The 23,885-nt window shown below is 44.4% G+C and carries 28 protein-coding genes; all 28 read left to right on the forward strand.

Annotated elements, in window-relative coordinates; translation table 11 throughout:
- The 28 genes from yqeH (at window position 1) to K1I80_RS05300 (ending at window position 23,791) form a co-directional block, all read left to right on the forward strand.
- The gene (gene yqeH, locus K1I80_RS05165) at window positions 1-1,107 is read left to right on the forward strand and encodes a ribosome biogenesis GTPase YqeH (RefSeq protein ID WP_223312219.1); all 1,107 of its coding nucleotides are present in this window, start codon (window positions 1-3) and stop codon (window positions 1,105-1,107) included.
- Window positions 1,108-1,214: 107 nt separating this feature from the next.
- Entirely contained in the window at window positions 1,215-1,526 is a 312-nt protein-coding gene (yhbY, locus tag K1I80_RS05170) for a ribosome assembly RNA-binding protein YhbY (protein WP_002896287.1), read from the forward strand.
- A gap of 28 nt (window positions 1,527-1,554) precedes the next feature.
- A complete protein-coding gene (locus K1I80_RS05175; protein ID WP_223312220.1) occupies window positions 1,555-2,187 on the forward strand; it encodes a nicotinate-nucleotide adenylyltransferase in 633 nt (210 codons plus the stop codon).
- Entirely contained in the window at window positions 2,184-2,783 is a 600-nt protein-coding gene (gene yqeK, locus K1I80_RS05180) for a bis(5'-nucleosyl)-tetraphosphatase (symmetrical) YqeK (RefSeq protein ID WP_223312221.1), read from the forward strand. Before K1I80_RS05175 ends, yqeK begins: the two co-directional genes overlap by 4 nt.
- Entirely contained in the window at window positions 2,780-3,283 is a 504-nt protein-coding gene (locus tag K1I80_RS05185) for a cysteine hydrolase family protein (protein WP_223312222.1), read from the forward strand. The genes yqeK and K1I80_RS05185 overlap by 4 nt, the downstream gene beginning before the upstream one ends.
- 9 nt (window positions 3,284-3,292) lie before the next feature.
- Window positions 3,293-3,658, forward strand: coding sequence for a ribosome silencing factor (gene rsfS, locus K1I80_RS05190; RefSeq protein ID WP_223312223.1), 366 nt, complete (start codon window positions 3,293-3,295; stop codon window positions 3,656-3,658).
- A 74-nt stretch (window positions 3,659-3,732) separates the two neighbouring features.
- Window positions 3,733-4,467, forward strand: a complete 735-nt coding sequence (locus K1I80_RS05195) for a class I SAM-dependent DNA methyltransferase (protein WP_223312224.1) — start codon at window positions 3,733-3,735, stop codon at window positions 4,465-4,467.
- Between the two features lies 1 nt (window position 4,468).
- Window positions 4,469-5,563: a nucleotidyltransferase gene (locus K1I80_RS05200; RefSeq protein WP_223312225.1), complete on the forward strand. Its 1,095-nt coding sequence runs from the start codon at window positions 4,469-4,471 to the stop codon at window positions 5,561-5,563.
- 206 nt (window positions 5,564-5,769) lie between these two features.
- Window positions 5,770-6,573, forward strand: coding sequence for a DUF6612 family protein (locus K1I80_RS05205; protein WP_223313195.1), 804 nt, complete (start codon window positions 5,770-5,772; stop codon window positions 6,571-6,573).
- A 230-nt stretch (window positions 6,574-6,803) separates the two neighbouring features.
- A complete protein-coding gene (locus tag K1I80_RS05210; protein ID WP_317627751.1) occupies window positions 6,804-7,169 on the forward strand; it encodes a hypothetical protein in 366 nt (121 codons plus the stop codon).
- 267 nt (window positions 7,170-7,436) lie between these two features.
- Window positions 7,437-8,153 (forward strand): YebC/PmpR family DNA-binding transcriptional regulator, encoded by a 717-nt coding sequence (locus tag K1I80_RS05215; RefSeq protein WP_002901009.1) that lies wholly within the window; start codon window positions 7,437-7,439, stop codon window positions 8,151-8,153.
- A gap of 124 nt (window positions 8,154-8,277) precedes the next feature.
- The gene (locus K1I80_RS05220; protein ID WP_317627748.1) at window positions 8,278-9,384 is read left to right on the forward strand and encodes a DUF4352 domain-containing protein; all 1,107 of its coding nucleotides are present in this window, start codon (window positions 8,278-8,280) and stop codon (window positions 9,382-9,384) included.
- A 112-nt stretch (window positions 9,385-9,496) separates the two neighbouring features.
- Window positions 9,497-10,639, forward strand: coding sequence for a M20 peptidase aminoacylase family protein (locus K1I80_RS05225; protein WP_223313198.1), 1,143 nt, complete (start codon window positions 9,497-9,499; stop codon window positions 10,637-10,639).
- A gap of 118 nt (window positions 10,640-10,757) precedes the next feature.
- Window positions 10,758-11,585: an amino acid ABC transporter substrate-binding protein gene (locus K1I80_RS05230; protein ID WP_009659877.1), complete on the forward strand. Its 828-nt coding sequence runs from the start codon at window positions 10,758-10,760 to the stop codon at window positions 11,583-11,585.
- 116 nt (window positions 11,586-11,701) lie between these two features.
- Window positions 11,702-13,084 (forward strand): M20/M25/M40 family metallo-hydrolase, encoded by a 1,383-nt coding sequence (locus K1I80_RS05235; RefSeq protein WP_223313199.1) that lies wholly within the window; start codon window positions 11,702-11,704, stop codon window positions 13,082-13,084.
- Window positions 13,085-13,100: 16 nt separating this feature from the next.
- Window positions 13,101-13,694 (forward strand): MptD family putative ECF transporter S component, encoded by a 594-nt coding sequence (locus K1I80_RS05240; protein WP_223312232.1) that lies wholly within the window; start codon window positions 13,101-13,103, stop codon window positions 13,692-13,694.
- Between the two features lie 31 nt (window positions 13,695-13,725).
- Window positions 13,726-14,571 carry an SAM hydrolase/SAM-dependent halogenase family protein gene (locus tag K1I80_RS05245; RefSeq protein ID WP_223312233.1) on the forward strand — a complete coding sequence of 282 codons (846 nt, stop codon included), beginning with the start codon at window positions 13,726-13,728 and terminating at the stop codon, window positions 14,569-14,571.
- Window positions 14,572-14,582: 11 nt separating this feature from the next.
- Entirely contained in the window at window positions 14,583-15,125 is a 543-nt protein-coding gene (locus tag K1I80_RS05250; protein WP_223312234.1) for an ECF-type riboflavin transporter substrate-binding protein, read from the forward strand.
- Window positions 15,126-15,440: 315 nt separating this feature from the next.
- Window positions 15,441-16,427 carry an oxygen-dependent tRNA uridine(34) hydroxylase TrhO gene (trhO, locus tag K1I80_RS05255; protein ID WP_002903980.1) on the forward strand — a complete coding sequence of 329 codons (987 nt, stop codon included), beginning with the start codon at window positions 15,441-15,443 and terminating at the stop codon, window positions 16,425-16,427.
- A 15-nt stretch (window positions 16,428-16,442) separates the two neighbouring features.
- Window positions 16,443-16,751, forward strand: a complete 309-nt coding sequence (locus K1I80_RS05260) for a putative quinol monooxygenase (RefSeq protein WP_002903981.1) — start codon at window positions 16,443-16,445, stop codon at window positions 16,749-16,751.
- A 239-nt stretch (window positions 16,752-16,990) separates the two neighbouring features.
- Window positions 16,991-17,794: a helix-turn-helix transcriptional regulator gene (locus K1I80_RS05265; protein ID WP_223312235.1), complete on the forward strand. Its 804-nt coding sequence runs from the start codon at window positions 16,991-16,993 to the stop codon at window positions 17,792-17,794.
- 56 nt (window positions 17,795-17,850) lie between these two features.
- A complete protein-coding gene (locus K1I80_RS05270) occupies window positions 17,851-18,264 on the forward strand; it encodes a VOC family protein (protein WP_223312236.1) in 414 nt (137 codons plus the stop codon).
- A 9-nt stretch (window positions 18,265-18,273) separates the two neighbouring features.
- Window positions 18,274-18,633: a TfoX/Sxy family protein gene (locus tag K1I80_RS05275; RefSeq protein WP_023915839.1), complete on the forward strand. Its 360-nt coding sequence runs from the start codon at window positions 18,274-18,276 to the stop codon at window positions 18,631-18,633.
- A 293-nt stretch (window positions 18,634-18,926) separates the two neighbouring features.
- The gene (locus tag K1I80_RS05280; protein ID WP_223312237.1) at window positions 18,927-19,844 is read left to right on the forward strand and encodes a DUF4299 family protein; all 918 of its coding nucleotides are present in this window, start codon (window positions 18,927-18,929) and stop codon (window positions 19,842-19,844) included.
- Between the two features lie 181 nt (window positions 19,845-20,025).
- Window positions 20,026-20,286, forward strand: a complete 261-nt coding sequence (locus K1I80_RS05285; RefSeq protein ID WP_263280583.1) for an SWEET family sugar transporter — start codon at window positions 20,026-20,028, stop codon at window positions 20,284-20,286.
- A 219-nt stretch (window positions 20,287-20,505) separates the two neighbouring features.
- Window positions 20,506-21,267, forward strand: a complete 762-nt coding sequence (locus tag K1I80_RS05290; protein ID WP_223312238.1) for a nucleoside phosphorylase — start codon at window positions 20,506-20,508, stop codon at window positions 21,265-21,267.
- Between the two features lie 9 nt (window positions 21,268-21,276).
- The gene (locus tag K1I80_RS05295; RefSeq protein ID WP_223313200.1) at window positions 21,277-22,962 is read left to right on the forward strand and encodes an ABC transporter ATP-binding protein; all 1,686 of its coding nucleotides are present in this window, start codon (window positions 21,277-21,279) and stop codon (window positions 22,960-22,962) included.
- Window positions 22,955-23,791, forward strand: coding sequence for an energy-coupling factor transporter transmembrane component T family protein (locus K1I80_RS05300; RefSeq protein WP_223313201.1), 837 nt, complete (start codon window positions 22,955-22,957; stop codon window positions 23,789-23,791). The genes K1I80_RS05295 and K1I80_RS05300 overlap by 8 nt, the downstream gene beginning before the upstream one ends.
- Window positions 23,792-23,885: the final 94 nt, after the last annotated feature.

Consider the following 23,885-nt stretch of genomic DNA (forward strand, 5'->3'; position numbering starts at 1 on the left):
ATGGAAGAACTTCTCTGTATCGGCTGCGGAGCCACTATTCAGACAGAAGATAAGGGCAAGCTGGGCTACACGCCTCAGTCAGCTCTAGAAAAAGGCTTGGAGACAGGTGAACTCTATTGTCAGCGCTGTTTCCGCCTGCGCCATTATAATGAAATCAGCGATGTCCAGCTGACGGATGATGACTTTCTGCGGCTTCTGCATGAGGTTGGAGATAGCGATGCCTTGGTCGTCAATGTTGTCGACATTTTTGACTTTAATGGCTCGGTCATTCCTGGCCTGCCTCGCTTTGTCGCTGGAAATGATGTTCTCTTGGTCGGGAATAAAAAGGACATTCTGCCTAAGTCGGTCAAGGATAGCAAGGTGACCCAGTGGCTGACGGAGCGGGCTCACGAAGAAGGCCTGCGTCCGGTTGATGTAGTTCTGACTTCTGCTCAGAACAAGCAGGCAATCAAGGACTTGATTGACAAGATTGAATATTGCCGCAAGGGACGTGATGTTTATGTAGTCGGCGTGACCAATGTGGGCAAGTCCACTTTGATTAACGCCATTATTCAGGAAATCACGGGCGACAAGGATATTATTACGACTTCGCGCTTCCCGGGAACAACTCTGGATAAAATCGAGATTCCTTTGGCAGATGGCAGTCATATCTATGATACACCAGGCATTATCCATCGTCACCAGATGGCTCACTATCTTTCTGCTAAGAATCTCAAATACATCAGTCCCAAAAAGGAAATCAAGCCCAAAACCTACCAGCTCAATCCTGAGCAATCCCTCTTTTTGGGTGGTTTAGGCCGTTTCGACTTTGTGGCAGGCGACAAGCAGGGCTTCACAGCATATTTTGACAATGAGCTCAAGCTCCACCGGACCAAGTTGGAAGGTGCTAGCGATTTTTATGACAAACATGTCGGCAGTCTCTTAGTGCCGCCAGTTGGCAAGGAAAAGGAAGAATTTCCAACCTTGGTCAAGCATGAATTTACCATCAAGGACAAGACAGACATCGTCTTCTCTGGTCTGGGTTGGATTCGAGTCAGTGGTCCTGCCAGAGTAGCCGGATGGGCGCCAGAGGGTGTGGCGGTTGTCACTCGGAAAGCTATCATTTAATTATTTTAAAAACCAAGGGGAATAAATCTCCTTAAAATAAGGAAGGAAAAGGCCATGAGCAGTGGGGAAAAGCAGGTCCTAACTGATCTCAAGCCTTATAGAAGAACATGACACTAACATCAAAACAACGGGCCTTTCTCAATAGTCAGGCACATAGTCTCAAGCCGATCATTCAGATTGGGAAAAATGGACTCAACGACCAAATCAAAACCAGCGTCCGTCAGGCACTGGACGCACGAGAACTGATTAAGGTTACGCTCTTGCAGAATACGGATGAAAATATCCACGAGGTCGCTGAGATTCTGGAAGAGGAAATCGGAGTGGATACGGTGCAGAAGATTGGCCGGATCTTGATTCTCTACAAGCAGTCCAGCAAGAAGGAAAATCGCAAACTCTCTGTCAAAGTCAAGCAAATTTAAGGAAAAATTTCTGTGGAGATGTCAGCCTATGGCTATTGAATTACTAACCCCCTTTACCAAGGTGGATTTAGAACCAGAAGTTAAAGATAAAAAACGCAAGCAGATTGGTATACTAGGCGGGAATTTCAACCCTGTTCACAATGCCCATTTGGTCGTGGCAGATCAGGTCCGCCAACAGTTGGGCTTAGATCAGGTCCTGCTCATGCCAGAGTACGAGCCGCCCCATGTGGACAAGAAAGAGACCATCGATGAAAAGCATCGGCTGAAAATGCTGGAGCTGGCTATCGAGGGCATTGCAGGATTAGGGATTGAGCCCATTGAGCTGGAACGCAAGGGAATTTCCTATACCTACGACACCATGAAGCTCCTGACAGAGCAGCATCCAGATACAGACTATTACTTTATCATCGGTGCGGATATGGTGGACTACCTGCCCAAGTGGTACCGGATTGATGAGCTGGTTGAGCTGGTTCAGTTTGTCGGTGTTCAGCGGCCGCGCTACAAGGCGGGGACTTCTTACCCTGTCATCTGGGTAGATGTCCCCCTTATGGATATTTCCTCCAGTATGGTGCGGGATTTTCTGGCCCAGGGACGGACTCCTAATTTCCTGCTGCCTCAGCCAGTCTTAGACTATATTGAGAAAGAGGAGCTTTACCTATGACCTATGAAAGCTATATCCGCATGAGCCGCGAGGCCTTGCTGGCTAAGATGGAAACAGTCATGCCAGAGAAGCGCCTGCGGCATTGTCTGGGTGTGGAAAAGGCTGCCCGTGAGTTAGCGGAGCGCTTCGGTCTTGACGTCGAAAAAGCGGGTCTGGCAGGACTCCTACACGACTATGCTAAAAAGGTCTCGGATAAGGAATTTCTAGTCTTGATTGACAAATACCAGCTGGATCCTGACCTGAAAAACTGGGGCAATAATGTCTGGCATGGCATGGTGGGCATTTACAAGATTCAGGAAGATTTAGGCATCGAAGACGCAGAGATTCTCCGAGCCATCGAGATTCATACAGTGGGGAGTAGCACCATGTCTGAGCTGGACAAGGTGGTCTATGTCGCTGACTATATCGAGCACAACCGAGATTTTCCGGGAGTGGACAAGGCCAGAGAGCTAGCTCAGCGGTCGCTCAATCAAGCCGTGGCATACGAAACAGCAAGGACTGTGGAGCATTTAGCTCACAAAGGAATGCCCATCTATCCGCAGACCTTGGAGACCTACAATGCCTTTGTAGGATATTTGAAGGAAATAGAAGAATGAAAACAGCTCTAATCATTATAGATGTACAAAATATCTTAGTGGAGACAGGTTTTCAGTCTGATAAAATGATGGCTAAAATTTCCTTTCTGCAATATCAGGCTAGGAGTAAAGGTGTCGAAATTATCTATATTCAGCATATTGAAAATCCAGAAGATAGTGAATTGGAAACTTGGGAGTTGTCTCCTCTCTTAAATCGGAAGTCAGACGAAAAAGTCTTTCAGAAGAAGTATAATAGTATATTTAAAGAGACTGGTTTAAAAGACTACTTGGATAAAGAAGATATTGGTCGTCTAGTTTTATGTGGAATGCAGACGGAATATTGTGTAGATGCATCGGTTAAAGTTGGATTTGAATTTGATTATAAACTTGTCATTCCAGAAGGTGCTTTTACAACTTTTGATGGAGAAGACGCTTCGGCAGAAAAAATAAATACTTTTTACCAAAAAATTTGGGACGGACGTTTTGCGAAAGTTCTAGATTACAAAAACATTTTTAATTAAAGAGGAACTATGAAAGAACAAGAATTATTGGAACTGGTCGTGAAGGCGGCCGATGAAAAGCGTGCAGAAGATATTGTAGCTTTGGACTTGCAAGGTCTGACTACTGTAACAGATTACTTTGTCATCGTCAGCTCTATGAACAGTCGTCAGCTGGATGCGGTCGCTGAAAATATCCGTGAGAGAGCTGCTGCGGCTGGTGTTTCTGCTGGCCATGTTGAGGGAGACGCAGCTGGTGGCTGGGTTCTCTTGGACCTGAGTGGCGTAGTCGTCCATGTCTTTTCTGAGGAAATGCGGGCTCACTATAATCTTGAAAAACTCTGGCACGAAGCAACTGGTGTGGATGTTGCAGCCTTATTGGAAGAAAAAAACAAGTGATTTTTTGCCTTTAGGCAGAAAGCAGAATTTAGCTCAGTCAGCCTGCTGGCTGGGCTATTTTTGAAAGGAAAAATATGGCAACTTATGAAACCTTCGCGTCGGTTTACGATGCGATTATGGATGATTCTTTGTATGAGAAGTGGACGGATTTCAGTCTGCGTCATTTTCCCAAGGATAAGAAAAAGCTGCTGGAGCTGGCCTGCGGTACGGGTATTCAGTCTATTTATTTTAAGCAGTCAGGTTTTGATGTGACGGGGTTGGACCTGAGTCAGGAAATGCTGGATTTGGCAGAAAAGCGTAGTAGAAAGGCCGGTTTGGACATACCCTTTATACAAGGTAATATGCTGGATTTGAGTGGCATCGGTCAGTTTGATTTGGTGACTTGTTATTCAGACTCGATTTGCTATATGGAGGACGAAGTCGATGTCGGTCAGGTGTTCTCCGAAGTCTACCAGCATCTAAATGAGGGCGGTCGCTTTATCTTTGATGTGCACTCGATTTACCAGATTGACGAGGTTTTTCCTGGCTATTCTTATCATGAAAATGCTGAAACCTTTGCTATGGTCTGGGATTCCTATGCGGACGAACCGCCTCATTCCATCGTGCATGAGCTGACCTTCTTTGTCCAAGATGAGGATGGGCGTTTCACGCGTCATGATGAGGTGCATGAGGAGCGGACCTATGAGATTCTGACCTATGATATCTTGCTGGAGCAGGCTGGCTTTAAGAATGTCAAGGTTTACGCAGACTTTGAGGACAAGGAGCCAACTGACAAGAGCGCTCGTTGGTTCTTTGTGGCGGAGAAATGAGATGACAGTTACCGGTATTATCGCAGAGTTTAATCCTTTTCATAATGGGCACAAATATCTGCTGGAGCAGGCTTCTGGTCTGAAAATTATCGCTATGAGCGGCAATTTTGTCCAGCGAGGCGAGCCGGCTATCGTGGATAAGTGGACTCGGGCACAGATGGCTTTGGAAGCTGGAGCGGATCTGGTTCTTGAGCTGCCTTTCTTGGTCAGCGTTCAAGCGGCAGACTTTTTCTCTAAGGGGGCAGTAGACATCTTAGAGAAATTAGGCATCGAACAGCTAACTTTTGGGACCGAGGAAGTGCTGGACTATGAGAGTATTTCTAAGGTCTATGGTCAAAAGGCAGAGCAGATGGAGGCTTATCTAGCTGGACTGCCTGACTCCCTATCCTATCCCCAGAAGACTCAATCCATGTGGCAGGAATTTGCAGGGCTCAATTTTTCAGGCTCTACGCCCAATCATATCTTGGGCTTGGCCTATGCCAAGGCTGTGGCGGGAAAAACTATAAAGTTGTGTCCGATTCAACGTCAGGGAGCTGGCTACCATTCCTTATCGGCTAATCAGGAATTTGCCTCCGCAACTGCCCTTCGTCAGAAGTTGGATCAGCCAGACTTTCTCAAGAAATTCACTCCAGCCTACCACTTGCTTGAAATGGCATCCAAGGTGACCTGGTCGGACCTCTTTCCCTATTTCCGTTACCAGATAATGACCTGTCCGGATTTGACGGACTTTTATCAGGTCAACCAGGAGTTGGCCGTTAGGATTAGAGAGGCTCTGAAAAACAGTGAGACTATAGAAGAGTTGGTTGAGCAAGTGGCGACCAAACGCTATACCAAGGCTAGAGTCCGGCGTCTGCTGACCTATATCCTGGTCGGAGCTAGGCAAGAAGAGCTTCCGTCAGGTGTTCATATTTTAGGCTTTTCCGAGCAGGGGCGCCAGCATTTGTCCCAGCTTAAAGGAAAAGTTGAATTGGTCAGCCGTATCGGCAAGGAGCCATGGGATAGTCTAACCCAGCAGGCTGATAAGGTCTATCAGCTAGGCAATCCTGCACTTAAGGAACAGAACTTTGGACGGGTTCCGATTATGAAAGATAAGTAAGGCTGAATGTTCAGCCTTTTTGCTTTGTTTGCGATGGTAAATAAAAAATGGTATAATAAACAAATAAACTTGTTTTCACTAAGGAGCATGATTTGCTTTTTAGAGGTTTGACTGTAGGTATGAAAGTTAGTATTCGGTCAATAAAACTTTGCTGAGCTTGATTGAATGATTATCTTTTATATCCATGTCTCAAAGGAGGAAGACTCATGAAAATTCAAAAGATTACCTTTATGGCCCTTACAGCCTTGCTTACGCTTAGTTTAGGGGCTTGTAGCTTGATTGGGCAGAAGCATTCTCAAAAGAATCAGGGTGGGACTGAGAATAGCTCCCGTGAGAGCCAAAAGAATACTTCTTCTGACGAAATTGAAGAACTCTTGGAGAAAGCAGAAACTGCAAATGAAGATCTAACTTCAATGAAAATGAAGGTGAAATTATCTATCACTGTAGATGGTTCCAATAAAACTCAAACGATGAGCGGGGATCTTCTCTATGATAAAAGTACGGATGAGTTGGCCAAGGGGCATTTAATCATAGATGGAAAAGAGAGTGGTCAGGAGAGTTATCAAGAAGCGATTATGCCAGGCGGAGAGAATAAACTTTTGTATACTCGTTCTTCTAAAAATGGAACATGGTCTAAGCAAGAAATGGGAAGCGGGGCAGATTATTATGTTCAGCCCGATTATTTCAAACTCATGGATGGCTTTTATCAAATGGCTGATGATGTCACTGTAAAGGAAAGCGGTGATGAATATATCTTTAAATTAAGCAGTAAAAATGCTGATTTGCTAGGACTTTTTGGTGAAGAATTCAAACTAGAGCTGACAGGTGTTACTCAGGCTGATATGGATAAAACGTTAGAAGTACACTTGGATAAAAAGACCTTATTCTTAAAAGACTTTAAGTTAGGTTTATCTTATAAAGGTGAAGAAGGCAGTTTGGATGTTCAAACAGATACTCAATATTCTGACTGGAATAAGGTAGAGGAAGATGAGTTTAAGGCGCCTCAGTAAAGCATAAGCAAAACTATTAGCTGAGAAAGAAGGGAAAAGCCATGCCTTTATTGTTTGCTTTTCGCTATCGTATAGGACTCTATTTGACCATAGTCATCTTGGCATCTGTCTTTTTAGCCTTAAGCCTTATTTTCGGAACTTTAGCTTACTTTATACTATTTTCTTTCGAAAAGGCCATGCCTGGAGCAGGAATAAGCTCGTTCAGTTTGCCTTTTATACTTGCTTTTTTCATGACTGTTGTAGTCGAAATCTTTGCAATAGTCCATGCGGGTCGCAAGCTGAGCAAAAAGTGCTTTGTTCTTGCAGGAACAGAATGGGGCTTGACCGTGCGAGGTGCTTTCTTGAAAGAGCATAGCTTTGCTTGGAATCGGCTGGAAAGCATCTTGTACCAGCCGGCTTGGGGCCGAACTTCTGATGGGCAGGCTTCTTTTCGACTGGGAGTCAGGTACTATCGGAGAGACTACTTATATGTCAAGCCTTATAATGGCAAGTCCGTTCGAGTAGATGTCACTTTTTTAGATGGCAGAATAGAGGATGTTTTTGCCTGTTTAAGCAGGTGCAAACCGGATTTATCTATTGTGAAAAATTATCAGTGATATTTTTGCTGGATTTCGGTAAAGGACCGTTATGACAGAACTACCGGTTTCGGGAAATAGAATGTACCGTCCAGTTGCTCTTTTAGCGGCTGGATTTTTTATGGAAGGAAAACTGAAATCAATTTTGTCTTGATTTCAGTCTAGCAGAAGTTGAAGAATGCAGGCTGAATCTTCTAGAAGCTATCATTTTTTCTTAGTGATTTTTCTGATTCCCTGTGTTATAATAAGAAAGATTAAAAATGTAATTTATCAAAAGGAGAATCTCCAATGGGACGTAAATGGGCCAATATTGTGGCAAAGAAAACGGCCAAAGACGGCGCAAACTCAAAAGTGTATGCTAAGTTTGGTGTAGAAATCTATGTAGCGGCTAAAAAAGGTGATCCAGATCCAGAGTCTAACACAGCTTTGAAATTTGTTATTGACCGAGCTAAGCAGGCTCAGGTGCCGAAGCATGTTATTGACAAAGCTATTGATAAGGCAAAAGGAAACACCGACGAAACCTTTACTGAAGGCCGCTATGAAGGATTTGGGCCAAACGGTTCTATGCTGATTGTCGATACTCTGACTTCAAATGTCAATCGGACTGCAGCCAATGTTCGTGCTGCTTTTGGTAAAAATGGCGGTAATATGGGAGCTAGCGGCTCTGTATCTTATCTTTTTGATAATAAAGGCGTGATTGTCTTTGCGGGTGACGATGCCGACAGCGTCTTTGAACAGCTGCTGGAAGCGGATGTGGATGTTGATGATGTTGAAGCAGAAGAAGGAAGCATCACTGTCTATACAGCGCCAACTGACCTTCACAAGGCTATCGTGGCTCTGCGTGAATCTGGCATTCAAGAATTCCAAGTAACCGAGCTGGAAATGATTCCTCAGTCTGAAGTAGAGTTGACTGGTGAGGACCTCGAAACCTTTGAAAAACTTTATAGCGTTTTAGAAGACGACGAAGATGTCCAAAAAATCTATACGAATGTAGATGGATTCTAAAGATACTTGACCTGTAGTTGGAGCTACAGGTTTTTTATATGACAATAACTTTCAAACTGTATTTACCAGTCAAGATAAGTATGGTAAAATAGAAAGGTCATATTATTAAGTTATTAAGGAGACAATGATGAAAAAAGTATTTCAATACGCGACCTTGCTTCTAGCAGGAATGAGCTTAACAGCCTGTGCCTTGCTTCCGACTTCAAATCAGGATATTCCAAGTAAGCAAAGTCAGGAGAAGAAGGACAAGAAAGCAGCCAGCAATGGGCAAGTAGAGGTCAAGATTAAGGAAGGCCAGTTTATTTTGCCAAGCAATGGGGCTGCTGACTCAAAATACTTGGCTTTGTCATTGGAAATTAAGAATAAAACGGATGAAAAAATCATGATTTCCTCTTCAGACATTGGCTTTTATGATTCAGAAGGTGAGAAAATCCAGCAGGTCGGAGTTTATGATGATGCAGAAAACTTTAAAATACTGAAATATGAAGATTTAGCTAAGGGAAAGACTCTTTCTGGTTATCTTGTATTTAAGGTTGAAAAGGATAAAAAATATGAACTGCACTATGAGAAGAAAACTTATGATGCTGATGAGAAAACAGAAGAAATCAAGCTAAATGTTGATCCTTCGAGCTATCCTGATCAAATCGAAGATTCAAAGAAACTAGCTTCTGATTATCTGAATGCCGTTTTCTTGGGTGGAGACGCCAAAAGCAAAGACAAGGCAAAGTCATCCAAGGGCAAGGAAGATTTTGTCTTGGGCGGTAATTTGGAGCAAGATAAAAATGACTTTAGAGCAGCTTTTGCTGAAGACTTCAAACGTAAATTGCATGACTATCCCTTTACTGATAAGGAAGTCAGTGCCTTTATCGATGCCTATGTGGAAAATAATGCAAAACGCTCCGAAATTTCTTATACAGTAGCCCAGTACATGCCGAATGAGATAGTTATCAAGATTAAACCGAGAACGGTCAGTCTAAGCAAAACCATCCTGAACTACAGTAAAGAGTTTTCTGACAAGCATCGTTCTGAGTATGCGAATCTTTCGGAATTCTATAAAGCACAAGATAAGAATTATGCTGATGACATGATGGCTGGATTGGACTCACGGCCGCTTCTCACCCCAGAACGAGATTATCAGCTGAAATTTGTAAAGACAGATGGCAAGTGGGTTTTGGAGCGTGATTTTTCTTATGAATCCATTGTCATCTCCTTCGAAGGTGATATATCCTAATACAAAAATTAGAGGGCTAATTATTGATTATTTGCTCTCTATTTTTGTGTCCTCGTCCAGCTTTGTGCTATACTGAATGATAGATAGGTGTATTCGAGTAAAGGAGTCTGCCATGAAAAAATTTTATGATAAACTAATGCAAACGCGGCATTATCTTCATCAGCATCCAGAGCTGTCTGGGCAGGAATTTGAGACGACGGCTTTTCTAAAAGGCTATTTGGAAGATTTGGAGATTAGGATTTTAGAATCCGGTCTGAAAACCGGCCTAGTTGCCGAGGTTGGTTCTGGCAAGCCTGTTATCGCCCTGAGAGCAGATATCGATGCTCTGCCTATTTTGGAGCAGACAGGTCTGCCGTACGCCAGTCAGAATTCAGGCGCCATGCACGCTTGCGGCCATGATTTTCATCAGACCAGCCTTTTGGGGGCAGCAGAGCTGCTCAAGGCTATGGAAGGTGATTTGAGAGGAACGGTTCGTTTGATTTTTCAGCCGGCTGAGGAAACTTCTCAGGGAGCCAGCCGGGTTCTTGCGACTGGTCTGCTGGACGATGTGTCTGCTATTATCGGCTTTCACAATATGCCCCAGCTTAAGGCGGGGCAGCTGGCACTTAAAGCTGGAGCCATGATGGCTGGGGTTGAGAAGTTCAAGGTGGAGGTAGAAGGAGTCAGCAGCCATGCTGCTAGACCCGATTTGGGTGTTGATACAGTATTGACCTTAACCAGTATGATTCAAAATCTGCAGGCTCTAGTGGCCCGCATAGTGTCTCCTTTTGAAGCAGCTGTCTTGTCTGTAACTCATATAGAAGCGGGGGCAACTTGGAATGTATTGCCGCAGTCGGGCTTTTTTGAAGGAACGATTCGCAGTTTCAATCCGACCTTGCAGCAGCGTCTCAAGGAAGACTTTATCCGAATTGTAGAGAATACAGCGGAGAATTTTGGAGCTCAGGTCAGGATTTCTTGGGACCATACACCGCCAGTGACCTATAATGATCCAGAATTGGCTGAGCTGCTCTACGAGCACTCACGGAATCTAGCAGAGGTCCTGGCAGCCAGTCCATCCTCGGCTGGAGAGGATTTTGCCTTTTATCAGGAGAAGCTTCCAGGCGTCTTTGCCTTTATCGGCTCAAATGGGGCAGAAAATGCTCCTGACCTCCATCATGACAGCATGGTCATTGACGACGAAGCCTTCAAAGTTTCCGTTCCTTACTATGTGGAGAGCGCCCTCTTTCTCCTGCAGCACTACAGGCAGAAAGTTTAGTGAATGGCTACATCAAAGCTGATAAAGAAAAGCTATCACCTCCATAAAAAATATATAATGGTCAAGCTTCTCCTTATTTGATATGATAAAGAAAGACTTTTTAGGAGGAATTCGAAATATGAACCTGAAGAAAACCTTGAAATACTTCTCTCTGGCGGCTGTCAGTGTCTTGGCCATTGGTGCCCTAGTGGCCTGCTCATCATCAAGTGAGAAGAAAACAGAGAAAATAAAGGTAGAAGTCGGAACAGTGGGAACGACCAAACCATTTTCATACGAGGATAAAGATGGTAAACTGACTGGCTATGATATCGAAGTCCTTCGTGCTATCTTTAAGGACTCAGACAAGTATGAAGTCAATTTCAATAAGACCAAGTGGGCTTCTATTTTCTCAGGTCTGGACAGCGACCGCTACCAGATCGGTGCCAATAATATCAGTTATTCCGAGGAACGGGCTAACAAATATCTCTATGCTAGCCCATATGCGAAAAATCCAACAGTTTTAGTTGTCCGTAAAGGTGAGGGGATTAAATCGCTGGATGACATTGGCGGCAAGTCTACTGAGGTTGTTCAGGGGACTTCAACAGCTCAGCAACTAGAGGATTACAACAAGGAACATAGCGATAATCCGACAAAAATCAATTATACGGACGGAACCATTCAGCAAATCTTGGCCAATCTGAATGACGGCCGTACGGACTATAAGGTTTTTGAGCGCATCACTGTAGAGTCTATTATCAAAGACCAAGGCTTGAATAATCTGGAAGTGATTGAACTTCCAAGCGACCAGCAGCCTTATGTCTATCCGATTATTGCAAGCGGTCAGGAAGACCTGCAAAAATTTGTCAACAAGCGAATCAAGGAACTCTATGAGGACGGTACGCTTGAAAAACTTTCACAAGAATTCTTTGGCGGCTCTTACCTGCCAGATGCAAAAGATATCAAGTAAGAAATCCCATCAAGTCCAGTCTGAATTTGGCTGACTAGACTTTGATACAAGAAATACGATAAGGGCGGGGAAGCTTATTTCCCCAGCCCTTTATCTGCTGTTAATAGGAGTAACGCATGCCTTTCTCAACTGAGACTGAACAAATCAAGAAATTTGAAAACGACGAGGTGGCCCAGCACTATTTTGAAGTGCTGCGAACCTTGATTTCTAAAAAATCAATCTTTGCCCAGCAAGTTGGCTTGCAGGAAGTAGCCAACTATTTGGGAGAGATTTTTACAGCTGCAGGTGCCAAGGTCATGATTGACGATAGCTATACTGCTCCATTTGTTTTGGCGGAGTTTCTTTCTTCAAATCCTGCTGCTAAGACCGTTATTTTCTACAACCACTACGATACAGTGCCGGCAGATGATGACCAGCCTTGGACCAATGATCCCTTTACGCTGTCAGTTCATTATGGGGTTATGTATGGGCGAGGAGTGGATGATGACAAGGGGCACATTACTGCTCGTTTGACGGCTGTTCGCAAGTATATTCGAGAGCACGGTGATTTACCAGTCAATATCATCTTTATGATGGAAGGGGCAGAAGAGTCTGCTTCGACAGACTTGGATAAATATTTGGCCAAGCATCGCAAACGCCTGCGAGGAGCGGATTTACTGGTCTGGGAGCAAGGCAGCCGCAACAATTTAGGTCAGCTAGAAATCTCAGGCGGCAACAAGGGAATTGTTACCTTTGACATGACGGTCAAAAGTGCAGATGTAGACATTCATTCCAGCTTCGGTGGTGTTATCAATTCAGCTTCTTGGTATTTGCTCAATGCTTTATCCAGCTTGCGCAGTCCAGACGGCCGCATTCTAGTTGAAGGCATTCATGAGCAGATTCAAGAGCCAAATGAACGGGAGCTGGCTCTGATTGAGGAATATGCCCTGCGGACTCCTGAAGAGTTGAGTCAGGTCTATGGCTTGAAATTGCCGGTTTTGTTGGACGAGCGGAAGGAATTTCTCCGTCGCTTTTACTTTGAACCTTCGCTGAATATTGAAGGCTTCGGATCAGGCTATCAAGGCCAAGGGGTTAAAACCATTTTGCCTTCAGAGGCCCAGGCTAAGATGGAGGTTCGTCTGGTGCCAGGTCTGGAGCCAGAGGATGTGTTAGACAAGATTCGTCAGCAGCTGGACAAGAATGGCTATCCGGCAGTTGAGCTGACTTATACCTTGGGAGAAATGAGCTATCGCAGCGACATGAGTGCACCATCCATTCTTAATCTTATTGAGCTGGCTAAAGATTATTATCAAGAGGGCATCTCTGTTCTGCCGACTTCAGCTGGAACTGGTCCGATGCATACGGTTTATGAAGCCTTGGAGGTTCCTATGGCAGCTTTTGGACTTGGCAATGCTAACAGCCGAGATCACGGCGGAGATGAGAATGTGAAAATTGCTGACTACTATACGCACATAGAGCTCATTCAAGACTTGATTGGCAGTTACCATCAAGCTGATTAGCGGGAAAGGAAGGCTTATGCTATACTCTACAAGAAAAGACAAACTGAAGCAGGCTGGCTTCTTTTACCTCTTTTATTTCCTAGCCATGCTCTTAGGCGTCTTGGTTGGACTTCTATTTGATCGCTCAGGCAATATGTTTTATGCTCCGGCTTTTACAGCTTTCTTTGGCGGAGTTCTGTTCATCTTCTATACGGAGAAAATAAAGACCTTCGGTCTAATCAGCAGTCTAGGCTGTCTGCTAGGTTTCTTCTTTTTGCTTAGTCGACATGGCTTTGGAGCTTTTCTACCAGGTTTGATTTGTGGTATTTTAGCGGATCTTATAGCTCGGTCAGGTAGTTACCAGAAGACTGTTAGGAGCTTGCTGTCTTTTATGGTTTTCAGCTTTAGCACAGCGGGTCCTATTTTCCTAATGTGGCTGGCGCCCAAGCAGTATGAAGCTAGTCTTCTTGCCAGAGGAAAGACTCAAGCTTATATCGACCAGGTCATGCTTAAGCCAGAACCCAGCTTAGTCCTCTGGTTTGTAGCTAGCATTTTACTAGGAGCTTTGCTTGGAGCCCTGTTAGGGAAGAAAATCCTTAAAGCGAGACTTTCCAAGTCAGCTTCGGTCTAAATATCATTGAAAATATAACTAAGGAGAAAATATGAACAATTTACTCGTACTCCAGTCGGACTTTGGTCTGGTGGATGGAGCTGTGTCAGCCATGATCGGAGTGGCGCTAGAAGAGTCGCCCACTCTGAAAATTCATCATCTGACTCACGATATCACCCCTTACAATATCTTTGAGGGAAGCTATCGCCTTTTTCAGACAGTTAATTACTGGCCGGCAGGAACGACCTTTGTGTCAGTAGTAGATCCGGGTGTGGGGTCCAAGCGGAAGAGTGTGGTAGCCAAGACTAAAAAAGGTCAGTACATCGTTACGCCTGATAACGGCACCCTGTCTTTTATCAAGAAGCATGTCGGCATTGAGGCCATTCGGGAAATTTCTGAGGTGGAAAATCGCCGTAAGGATACGGAGCATTCCTACACTTTCCACGGCCGTGATGTCTATGCCTATACAGGTGCCAAGCTAGCCAGCGGCCATATCAGCTTTGAAGAAGTCGGACCAGAGCTTAGAGTAGAAGACATCGTCGAAATTCAGGTAGTCGAAACTACGCTTGCGGATAATTATGTCAGCGGAGCTATTGATATCCTGGATGTCCGCTTTGGTTCTCTCTGGACCTCTATCACCCGCGAGGAATTCTACACCTTAAAACCAGAATTTGGTGACCGATTCGAGGTTACCATCTATAACAATGACATGCTGGTTTATCAAAACCAAGTAACCTATGGCAAGTCCTTTGCGGATGTCCGCATCGGCCAGCCTATCCTCTATATCAACTCCCTCTATCGGGTTGGCTTAGCGATTAACCAAGGTTCCTTTGCTAAGGCCTACAATGTTGGCGTCGGTGCCCAGTGGCATATTGAAATCAAGAGAATTGAGAATTAAGGAAGAAGAACATGAAAAATAATACAATCAGAAACGTAGTCGCAACAGGAATTGGAGCAGCCCTATTCGTGGTCATCGGAATGATCAATATCCCAACGCCTGTACCCAATACCAGCATCCAGCTCCAATACCCTCTGCAAGCTCTTTTTAGCGTCATCTTTGGACCAATCGTTGGTTTCTTGATGGGCTTCATTGGCCACGCCATTAAAGACGCTATGAGTGGTGGAGGACTTTGGTGGTTCTGGATTGCCGGTAGCGGAGTCTTCGGTCTATTGGTTGGCTTCTTTAGAAAATTCTTCCAATTAGAAGATGGCAAATTTGAAGTCAAGGATATTATCCGCTTTAACTTGATTCAGTTTGGAGCCAATGCAATCGCTTGGCTAATCGGCCCGATTGGTGACGTGATTGTATCTGGTGAGCCGGTCAATAAGGTTATTGCTCAAAGTATTGTAGCAATTCTGGTGAATTCTGCGACAGTAGCAGTCATCGGTACAGTCTTGCTGACTGCTTACGCTCGCACCCGCACCCGCGCAGGAAGTCTGAAAAAGGATTGATTACATCAAAAATTGAAAGATTGGGAGAATTCCCAGTCTTTTTTTGTACAAAATAAAAAACATAATGTAAATTATATATTGTATTATAGAAATTTATAAAGTGAAAGGAGAATCTGTAAGAGAATACAGTAAAAGCGATTTGAGAAGTATTTGGATCAGTTGGAAGAAGAGCGTTGACTTGTCCTTCTCGCTTAAACTTTCCAGCTCTGCTATTTTTCAAACAAATATTTTGCCCAACTTTTCTTCTCGCGTTATAATAAATAGATGAATTAAAAAATTCAGAAAATTTTATAGAGAAAAGAGAGTTGAAATCTTATGGCAAAAGATATTCGCGTCCTACTTTACTACAAATATGTTCCGATTGAGAATGCTGAGAAATTTGCAGCTGATCATCTGGCTTTCTGTAAATCTATCGGTCTTAAAGGCCGTATCCTGGTAGCAGATGAAGGAATCAATGGAACGGTTTCTGGTGACTATGAAACCACTCAAAAATACATGGATTATGTGCACAGCCTTCCGGGCATGGAAGACCTTTGGTTCAAGATTGACGAAGAAAACGAGCAAGCTTTCAAGAAAATGTTTGTTCGCTACAAGAAAGAAATTGTGCACTTGGGCTTGGAAGACAATGATTTTGATAATGACATCAACCCGCTGGAGACGACAGGAGCTTACTTGTCACCTAAGGAATTTAAGGAAGCCCTCTTGGACGAAGACACTGTTGTCCTAGACACTCGTAACGACTACGAGTACGATCTAGGCCACTTCCGCGGAGCCATCCGTCCAGACATCCGCAACTTCCGCGAATTGCCGCAATGGGTCCGTGATAACAAAGAGAAGTTCATGGACAAGCGCGTGGTTGTTTACTGTACCGGTGGTGTTCGTTGTGAGAAATTCTCAGGCTGGATGGTACGTGAAGGATACAAGGATGTCGGTCAGCTTCATGGCGGTATCGCGACTTACGGCAAGGATCCAGAAGTTCAAGGTGAGCTTTGGGACGGCAAGATGTATGTCTTTGATGAGCGTATCTCCGTTGATATCAATCATGTTGATCCAGTTGTGATTGGGAAAGACTGGTTTGACGGTACTCCTTGCGAGCGCTATGTCAACTGTGGCAATCCAGAGTGTAACCGTCGCATCCTGACCTCTGAAGAAAATGAAGACAAGTACCTCCGTGGCTGTTCTCACGAATGCCGCGTTCACCCTCGTAACCGCTATGTGGCTGAAAACAGCCTGAGTCAGGCAGAAGTGATGGAACGTTTGGCTGCGATCGGAGAAAGCTTGGAAACATTGGTGGCTCAGTAATAAGGAGAGATCCTAATGGAAAAATTTTGTGTTTATGGGAAATTAATGGCCCAAGAAGGAAAGGTGCAGGAACTTACTGCTTACATGCAAGAAGTTGTCAAAGAAATGCAAAATCTTGACACTTGTTTCTGCTATATCTTAGGTGAGAAGGCAGATGAACCCAACAGCATCTATATTTACGAAGTTTGGGAGAGCGAGCAAGCTCACAATGACAGTCTGACCTTGGAAGTTTTTCAAAATCTCATTGCAAAAGCTAGACCCATTATTGCAGGCATGGAAAATTTGCATAAGCTGACTATTTTTGATGGTAAGGCAAGTTTCTAAATTCCTAAGAAAAACTAAAAACTTTAGACGTTTCAAATGTCTAAAGTTTTTTTATCATTTATCTACAGGTAAAAGTCTTGTTGGACAGAGATTTTGGAAAGTAGACTATTTCCAACGATTCTTGGGACATCTCGCGGATTATCGCTTGATTTCGGATTTTCTTTCCACAGTTCTGATTTTTTGTCCTTTCTTTTTGATGTGATATAATGGGCTTAAATAAATGGGAAAGGAGCAAGTCTATGTCTAAAGCTATCATGGAAGAAGTGGCGGCCTATCTACGTCAGCATACAGATCAAGAGCTGAGTCTGACCGATTTGGCTCAGTATTTCCATTATAGTCCTTCCCATCTATCCAGAACTTTCAAGAAAAAGATGGGCTTTTCTATCAAGCAATATGTGGAAGCTCTTAAGATGGAAAAAGGGATTCAGGAAATTGTGGAAGGCCGGCAAAATGTGACCGAGACCTCTATGGAAGCTGGTTATGATAGTCTAGGCAGTTTTTCCAATACTTTTAAGCGGCATACTGGACTTTCGCCTAAAAAATATTATCAGGAATCAACCAAGGCTTATGATTTTATGATCAAACAGCTGGATGAGAAGGGAGTTTTGTTGCATCAGGATCCCGACTGTAAAAGTGGCAATCGCTTGACTGTGGCGCTATCTTATCCTGAGAGGTATGAACCACGCATTAGCTGTGTCGGGCTTTTTAAAACCCGCATACCCAAAGAAGAGCCAGTTATCGGAGTAGCATTGAGTCAGGAGAGACGGTTTACTTTTGAAAATGTACCCGATGGTCACTACTATCTTTTGGCCTGTGAATTGCTGGAGGATTTACACCTGTCTAAAAACTATGTCTTGAAGCATAACTTTCGCTGGGGCAGCGATGAGCCTCTCACTTTTTCAGGCGATAGTATCTATCAGGAGGAAATCAGCATGCGCAGGCCCTTGCTCAGCGATCCACCTATTACAGTTAATCTTCCAGTTTTAATCATGCGTTCCCTAGCCAAACAAGCGCAATTGAGAATAAGAAAATTTTTATCCTAATTGATAAACTGATACTAGAGATTTATTCTCAGATATAAAAAATTGGAGGAACAATAATGAAATTAGACGTGTTTTTAAGTTTCAATGGTCAGGCCGAAGAAGCTTTTCGTTTTTATGCAGATCTTTTTCAGACAGAGATAAAGGGACTTGTCCGAGCCAGTGATATGATGGATCCAGCTGACCTTCCTGCAGAAAAACGGAATAAGATTGCTTGGGTTGCCTTAGATACGGAAAACTTGACCCTGAATGGTGAGGATGTAGGCATTTTTAACGACCTATCTATTCCTAGCAATCATCAGCCCAATCAATGGTTAGTTCTGAGCCCAGACAGTAGAGAAGAAGCCGATGAGCTCTTTGCCAAGCTTGCTGAAGGTGGGCAAATTCTCTATCCTTTAGAGGAACAAGCTTTCGCAGAGTTTTATGGCCGCTTGATTGACCGTTTTGGTATCGGCTGGGATGTGATGAAATGAGGTAGGAGGATGGCTTATAGTGAATCCTTAGCCCAGCAAGTCCGTGCCATTTTAGCTACTGATCTTCCTCCTCATGTTTTTGAAGAAGAGCTAGAAGAGAAGAAGATGTTTGGTGGCTTGGCTTTTATGGTTCGAGGTAAGATGACCGTTACTGTGAGTTCGAGAAGTCAAGAGCTTGTCATGGTACGCATCGGTAAGGAACTGGAAAAGCAGGTCCTGCCTAAAAATGGTGCCAGTGTCACAGTGATGAAGGGTAGGCTTTATCATGGCTATATTGATTTAGATGGCGAAGGACAAAAGGAACTGCCTTACTGGATCAAGCTAGCCTTGTCCTACAATCAGGAGCTGACACAGCAGGATAAAAAGTAAGAAGTGCTCAGAATGAGTTTTGCTTTCTTAGAAGTTTATTCATTGCCTTTTTACGAAGTTCAAATATATTCTTAGAATCTGTATTGATGAAGCTTTCAGTCAGAAAGTCTCTTCATGGATACAGGTTTTTCGTCTTTTTCCTCCAAAAATGTTATACTAATACCAGAGTCCGTTTTAAGAATGGAGTTTATCCTTAAAAGTCTTGGAGAAAAGCTAGTTTGTACCTGTATTGAGTTTTGATTTTGCATTTTCTCGCTTTCTGAAAGGCTTTTGTAGTTAGAAAGGAGCATGGTATGAGTATTTCTTTTTACATTCAGAACCGAAAGGGCTTGTTTAGCTATAAGGCGGTCGAAACACCCTTATCTCTGGTTTCCTTGGTGGAAGGGCTTGAGGTCGTAGGCCTCAAGGGCGATAAGGCTTATCAATCCTTGGATCAGGTCGGAACTTTTCTGGCTGTCTACTGGGAAGGGGCAGGCCGAGGTTTTGAAGTTTATTATCTGCCAGACCGAGAAACCTACCAGGTCCGCGTCTTGACACCATCAACGGTGGGCGACTGGAAAGGGGCTATTCTCTTCATGAGTCGTTTGGCTCAGAAGATGAAGCAGGATATTGTCGATGAATACGGCACCACTTATACTGCTGATGGGATTTTTAATATTGATTTTGAAGCGGATATTCTCTATGGCCTGAACGATGCTAGAGTTGCAGCTGCGCCTATGCATGTTTTTGAAGGTTATGCTCATGATTTGTATATGTCGCAGGAAAAGCTTCTGAAACTATTCAAGGCAGAAGATCCTGTGGAGGAGTTTGGCAGGCAGATGGCCGAGATGCAGCAGGTTCAGAGTCAATTTTCTACTCCGAAGTATTATAAGGATCAGGATGGGAAATACCTGGGTTCTTATGTCTTGGCAGAAGGAGTGGATACAGTCCTTCCGACTCAGCCCATGCCCAAGGGATACTTGGTTAAAGAGATGATTGAGAGCGGTGCTAGTCAAGACATGGAATGGCATCTTCATATCCTGATAGAGGATGCTAGCAGTCCCCAGGGCTATAAATATCTGACAACAAAGGACTTGCAGGCTTTTTTGGAGAAAATTCCAGACACTCACCGTAGCTATCTGGATTCCAGCCAGATCCGGATTCAGCCACTTAGTCGACTGGAACTGGAAGCCATTTTGAATCAGCTTCCCGATGGAGAACCGAAGTTTTAGCGCTAGGAAAATTTACTTTTTGAATCTTAACAGAGCTGCCAAAAGGCGGCTTTTTTAGGTCTGTCAGCATTTCTCACAATTTTGTGACTCTTTTCGTTTTGATAACATTATTGAAAATATCTTGAGAATTTCAAATGAAGCTATAGAATAGAGGCTAATCCTATGAAAAAAGCAGAACGAAATGAAAGAAAAACACATGCTAATCTTGGGCTGGGCGGCCACTTTTATGTCTGTTATGATGTATGTTTCCTATATCTCGCAGATTATGAATAATCTAGCTGGCAATAAGGGTGACTTTATCCAGCCTTCAGTAGCTGCTCTAAACTGTACTCTCTGGGTCATTTATGGTCTATTTAAAGAGAAGCGGGACATTCCTTTGGCAGCGGCTAATATGCCGGGTATTGTATTTGGCTTGATTACTGCTGCTACAGCCCTTATGTAAGATGAGATTGGGAGTTATTCCCAGTCTTTTTTGTTGGAAAATCATTGGACAAAGTGCTCACCTCATTTGTAGCTATAGAGTCTGCCTATGGCTTTTACTATGTAGAAAATATGCAGGCAGCGTTCAGCAGACCGCCTTTTTATGATACAATGGTAAGATGAAGTCAGCAGAGTTCTGCTGGCTGTTTCATCAGGAAGAAAGGGGTAAGAGAGCAAGCCTATGATACTTGAAGAATTTGACCAAAGTCGAAAGGCCATCATTAACCCAGAAGATTTGAATGAATCCATAGAAGGTTTTCCGGAGACGGCTGTTTCCTGCTTTGCCAGAGAGACTTTTGCGCGGATGTTGGCGGATTTTGAACATGAGCTGATTACGACGACTAGCATGGCTAATATTGAAATTCCTATCTATCGTGTTTTCGTGGATGGATGGGAACTGGCTCTCTTCAATGCACCTGTTGGAGCTTCGGCCTGTGTGGCTATTCTGGAAGACCTGATTGCTTTTGGTATGAAGAAGCTGGTGCTTTTCGGTACTTGCGGTATCTTGGATGAGGAGATTAAGGAAACGTCTGTCATTATCCCGACGGAGGCCCTGCGTGATGAGGGAACTAGCTATCACTACCAGCCGGCTAGCCGTGAGCAGGAAGTCAATCTTGGCTTGAAAGATTTTCTGACGGCTTTTCTGGACGAGCGCGGTATTTCCCACAGCAAGGGCAAGGTCTGGACGACAGACGGCATTTACCGTGAGACACCAGCTAAACTCCGCCAGAGAAAGGCCGAGGGAGCGATCTGTGTGGATATGGAATGCTCAGCTGTAGCGGCCTTGGCAGCTTTTCGAGAGATAACCGTCTGCCAGTTCTTTTATGCAGCCGATCACTTGTCTGAGGAAGCTTGGGATATGCGCAACCTAGCCAATCGTGCAGACTTAGACGAAAAAGATAAGATTGCCAATCTAGCGATTCAAATCGCTCTGGCATTATAGAGAAATAAGATGAAAAAACCAATTATCCAATTTGAAGACTTTAACTTTCAATATCAGGCCCAGTCTGAGTCGACCCTGAAGCAGATCAATCTGACTATTTTCGAGGGGGAAAAGGTTCTGATTGTTGGTCCGTCTGGCTCTGGCAAATCAACGCTGGGCCAGTGTCTCAATGGGATTATCCCCAATATTTATAAAGGAGAGGCCAGCGGTCAGCTCTTGATTAAGGGGCAGCCAGCCTTTGAATCCAGCATTTATGATAAGTCCAATCTTGTCAGCACGGTCTTGCAGGACACGGATGGCCAGTTTATCGGGCTTAGCGTAGCAGAAGATCTGGCCTTTGCACTGGAAAATGATGTGATGGAGTTGTCGCTTATGCGCGAAAAAGTCAAAACCTGGTCAGAGAAGCTGGATTTATCGGAGTTTTTGCAGCATCGGCCCCAGGATTTATCAGGCGGTCAAAAGCAGCGCGTCAGTCTGGCTGGAGTTTTGATTGACGAGAGTCCCATTCTGCTCTTTGACGAGCCCTTGGCCAACCTGGATCCCAAGTCAGGTCAGGATACCATTGATTTGATTGACCAGCTTCATCGGGAGACGGCAACGACGACTCTGATTATCGAGCACCGCTTGGAAGATGTCCTCTATCGTCCAGTAGACCGGCTAGTGCTTATAAATGACGGACGTATTCTCTTTAATGGACAGCCGGATGACCTGCTCAGAACCCAGCTGCTAGCTGAAAATGGCATCCGCGAACCGCTCTACATTACGACCCTGCGACAGCTGGGTATTGATGTGGGAAAGACTGAAGGATTGTCCCGCTTGGATCAGCTGCAGCTGGCAGATGTGACCTTTGAGGGCAGGGACTGGTCTGACTCTGACAAAGAGTTTCAGGAGCCCTTACTGGAACTGGAGCACGTTTCCTTTGCTTACCAGGGCGGCGGCAAGCCTATTTTGCAGGATATGAGCCTGAAGATTTTCAAGGGAGAGCGGATAGCTATCGTTGGTAAAAATGGAGCTGGTAAGTCAACCCTGGCCAAGGCCCTCTGTCAGTTTATCGAGACTGATGGGAGCTATAGGTGGAAAGGTCAGGACATCAAAGGAGACTCCATCAAGGAGCGAGCTGAGCGGATTGGCTATGTCCTGCAGAATCCCAATCAGATGATTTCGGCAGCCATGATTTTTGATGAAGTGGCTCTAGGTTTGCGTTTGCGCGGACTGGCAGAAGCGGAAATCGAAGAGCGGGTCCATGCGGCTCTCAAGACCTGTGGCCTCTATGAATTTCGTAGTTGGCCGATTTCGGCTCTGTCTTTCGGCCAGAAGAAGCGGGTGACCATTGCATCTATCTTGGTGCTGAATCCAGAGATTATCCTCTTGGATGAGCCGACAGCTGGTCAGGACCAGCGCCATTATACAGAGATGATGGACTTTCTAGACGAGCTCAATCACCAGGGACATACGATTATCATGATTACCCACGATATGCAGCTGATGCTGGATTACTCAGATCGGGCAGTGGTTGTGGTGGATGGTCAGATTTTAGCCGATAAGGCACCTGCGCAGGTGCTGACAGATCAAGAGTTGATTGCGGCGGCTCATCTAAAGGAAACGTCAATCTTTGCTCTGGCTGAGAAGATTGGTACCGACCCTCTGGCTTTGACCGAGTTTTATATGCAAAAAAAGGAGGACAAGCATGCTTAATCAGCGAAAATTAATCGGCTACCATGCAGGCGAGACATTTCTTCATGGTCTGTCCGGTGCCAGCAAGATGCTGTTCTTCGTTCTGGTATCAGTGGCAGCCATGATTAGCTATGATACTCGCTTTTTGCTGGGGCTAGCCCTGCTGTCCCTCTGTCTCTTTCGGCTGTCCCGTATCCGCATCCGAGACATTTCATTTGTTTTAGTCTTTGCGGCATCCTTTGCTGCTCTTAACTTAGTGATGGTCTATCTTTTTGCCCCTGAGTATGGTGTCGATATCTATGGAGCCAAAGATTTCCTCTGGACCGGATGGGGAGCTTATAATCTAACAGCTCAGGAGCTGTTCTACCTCTTTAATCTCCTGCTCAAGTATATTTCGACCATTCCTCTGGCAGTAATTTTCCTCATGACAACCCATCCCAGTCAGTTTGCTTCCAGCCTACATCAGCTTGGTATTTCCTATAAAATTGCTTACGCGGTCAGTCTGACGCTCCGCTATATTCCAGATTTGCAGGAAGAATTCTTCCTAATCAGGATGTCTCAGGAAGCGCGTGGGCAGGAATTATCCAAGAAAGCCAAACTGACTCAGCGCGTGAAGGGAAATCTGCAGATTATCATTCCGCTGATTTTCAGCTCACTAGAGCGCATAAATACCATTGCCACAGCAATGGAGCTGCGTCGTTTCGGAAAAAATAAAAAACGCACCTGGTATACCTATCAGGCTCTAAGCAAACGAGATATGCTGGTGCTGACACTGGCAGTCATCTTTCTATTGCTCTGCTTTGTCCTCTTCGCAGTCAATCACGGCCGCTTTTATAACCCGTGGAGGTAGGATGTAAGCATGTTTCTTATGAATGTACGGTTTCCTAAAGTATCTTCTATTTAGATGCTATTTTAGTAACTTTTTGAGACTTACATGCTGAAAG

This window comes from Streptococcus sanguinis (genome assembly GCF_019929225.1).
Classification (GTDB): domain Bacteria; phylum Bacillota; class Bacilli; order Lactobacillales; family Streptococcaceae; genus Streptococcus; species Streptococcus sanguinis_J.

Bases quoted from the DNA above. Each gene is read 5' to 3' on its own strand.
- yqeH (WP_223312219.1), top strand. From the start codon at position 1: ATGGAAGAACTTCTCTGTATCGGCTGCGGAGCCACTATTCAGACAGAA.
- yhbY (WP_002896287.1), top strand. From the start codon at position 1,215: ATGACACTAACATCAAAACAACGGGCCTTTCTCAATAGTCAGGCACAT.
- K1I80_RS05175 (WP_223312220.1), top strand. From the start codon at position 1,555: ATGGCTATTGAATTACTAACCCCCTTTACCAAGGTGGATTTAGAACCA.
- yqeK (WP_223312221.1), top strand. From the start codon at position 2,184: ATGACCTATGAAAGCTATATCCGCATGAGCCGCGAGGCCTTGCTGGCT.
- K1I80_RS05185 (WP_223312222.1), top strand. From the start codon at position 2,780: ATGAAAACAGCTCTAATCATTATAGATGTACAAAATATCTTAGTGGAG.
- rsfS (WP_223312223.1), top strand. From the start codon at position 3,293: ATGAAAGAACAAGAATTATTGGAACTGGTCGTGAAGGCGGCCGATGAA.
- K1I80_RS05195 (WP_223312224.1), top strand. From the start codon at position 3,733: ATGGCAACTTATGAAACCTTCGCGTCGGTTTACGATGCGATTATGGAT.
- K1I80_RS05200 (WP_223312225.1), top strand. From the start codon at position 4,469: ATGACAGTTACCGGTATTATCGCAGAGTTTAATCCTTTTCATAATGGG.
- K1I80_RS05205 (WP_223313195.1), top strand. From the start codon at position 5,770: ATGAAAATTCAAAAGATTACCTTTATGGCCCTTACAGCCTTGCTTACG.
- K1I80_RS05210 (WP_317627751.1), top strand. From the start codon at position 6,804: ATGACTGTTGTAGTCGAAATCTTTGCAATAGTCCATGCGGGTCGCAAG.
- K1I80_RS05215 (WP_002901009.1), top strand. From the start codon at position 7,437: ATGGGACGTAAATGGGCCAATATTGTGGCAAAGAAAACGGCCAAAGAC.
- K1I80_RS05220 (WP_317627748.1), top strand. From the start codon at position 8,278: ATGATGAAAAAAGTATTTCAATACGCGACCTTGCTTCTAGCAGGAATG.
- K1I80_RS05225 (WP_223313198.1), top strand. From the start codon at position 9,497: ATGAAAAAATTTTATGATAAACTAATGCAAACGCGGCATTATCTTCAT.
- K1I80_RS05230 (WP_009659877.1), top strand. From the start codon at position 10,758: ATGAACCTGAAGAAAACCTTGAAATACTTCTCTCTGGCGGCTGTCAGT.
- K1I80_RS05235 (WP_223313199.1), top strand. From the start codon at position 11,702: ATGCCTTTCTCAACTGAGACTGAACAAATCAAGAAATTTGAAAACGAC.
- K1I80_RS05240 (WP_223312232.1), top strand. From the start codon at position 13,101: ATGCTATACTCTACAAGAAAAGACAAACTGAAGCAGGCTGGCTTCTTT.
- K1I80_RS05245 (WP_223312233.1), top strand. From the start codon at position 13,726: ATGAACAATTTACTCGTACTCCAGTCGGACTTTGGTCTGGTGGATGGA.
- K1I80_RS05250 (WP_223312234.1), top strand. From the start codon at position 14,583: ATGAAAAATAATACAATCAGAAACGTAGTCGCAACAGGAATTGGAGCA.
- trhO (WP_002903980.1), top strand. From the start codon at position 15,441: ATGGCAAAAGATATTCGCGTCCTACTTTACTACAAATATGTTCCGATT.
- K1I80_RS05260 (WP_002903981.1), top strand. From the start codon at position 16,443: ATGGAAAAATTTTGTGTTTATGGGAAATTAATGGCCCAAGAAGGAAAG.
- K1I80_RS05265 (WP_223312235.1), top strand. From the start codon at position 16,991: ATGTCTAAAGCTATCATGGAAGAAGTGGCGGCCTATCTACGTCAGCAT.
- K1I80_RS05270 (WP_223312236.1), top strand. From the start codon at position 17,851: ATGAAATTAGACGTGTTTTTAAGTTTCAATGGTCAGGCCGAAGAAGCT.
- K1I80_RS05275 (WP_023915839.1), top strand. From the start codon at position 18,274: ATGGCTTATAGTGAATCCTTAGCCCAGCAAGTCCGTGCCATTTTAGCT.
- K1I80_RS05280 (WP_223312237.1), top strand. From the start codon at position 18,927: ATGAGTATTTCTTTTTACATTCAGAACCGAAAGGGCTTGTTTAGCTAT.
- K1I80_RS05285 (WP_263280583.1), top strand. From the start codon at position 20,026: ATGAAAGAAAAACACATGCTAATCTTGGGCTGGGCGGCCACTTTTATG.
- K1I80_RS05290 (WP_223312238.1), top strand. From the start codon at position 20,506: ATGATACTTGAAGAATTTGACCAAAGTCGAAAGGCCATCATTAACCCA.
- K1I80_RS05295 (WP_223313200.1), top strand. From the start codon at position 21,277: ATGAAAAAACCAATTATCCAATTTGAAGACTTTAACTTTCAATATCAG.
- K1I80_RS05300 (WP_223313201.1), top strand. From the start codon at position 22,955: ATGCTTAATCAGCGAAAATTAATCGGCTACCATGCAGGCGAGACATTT.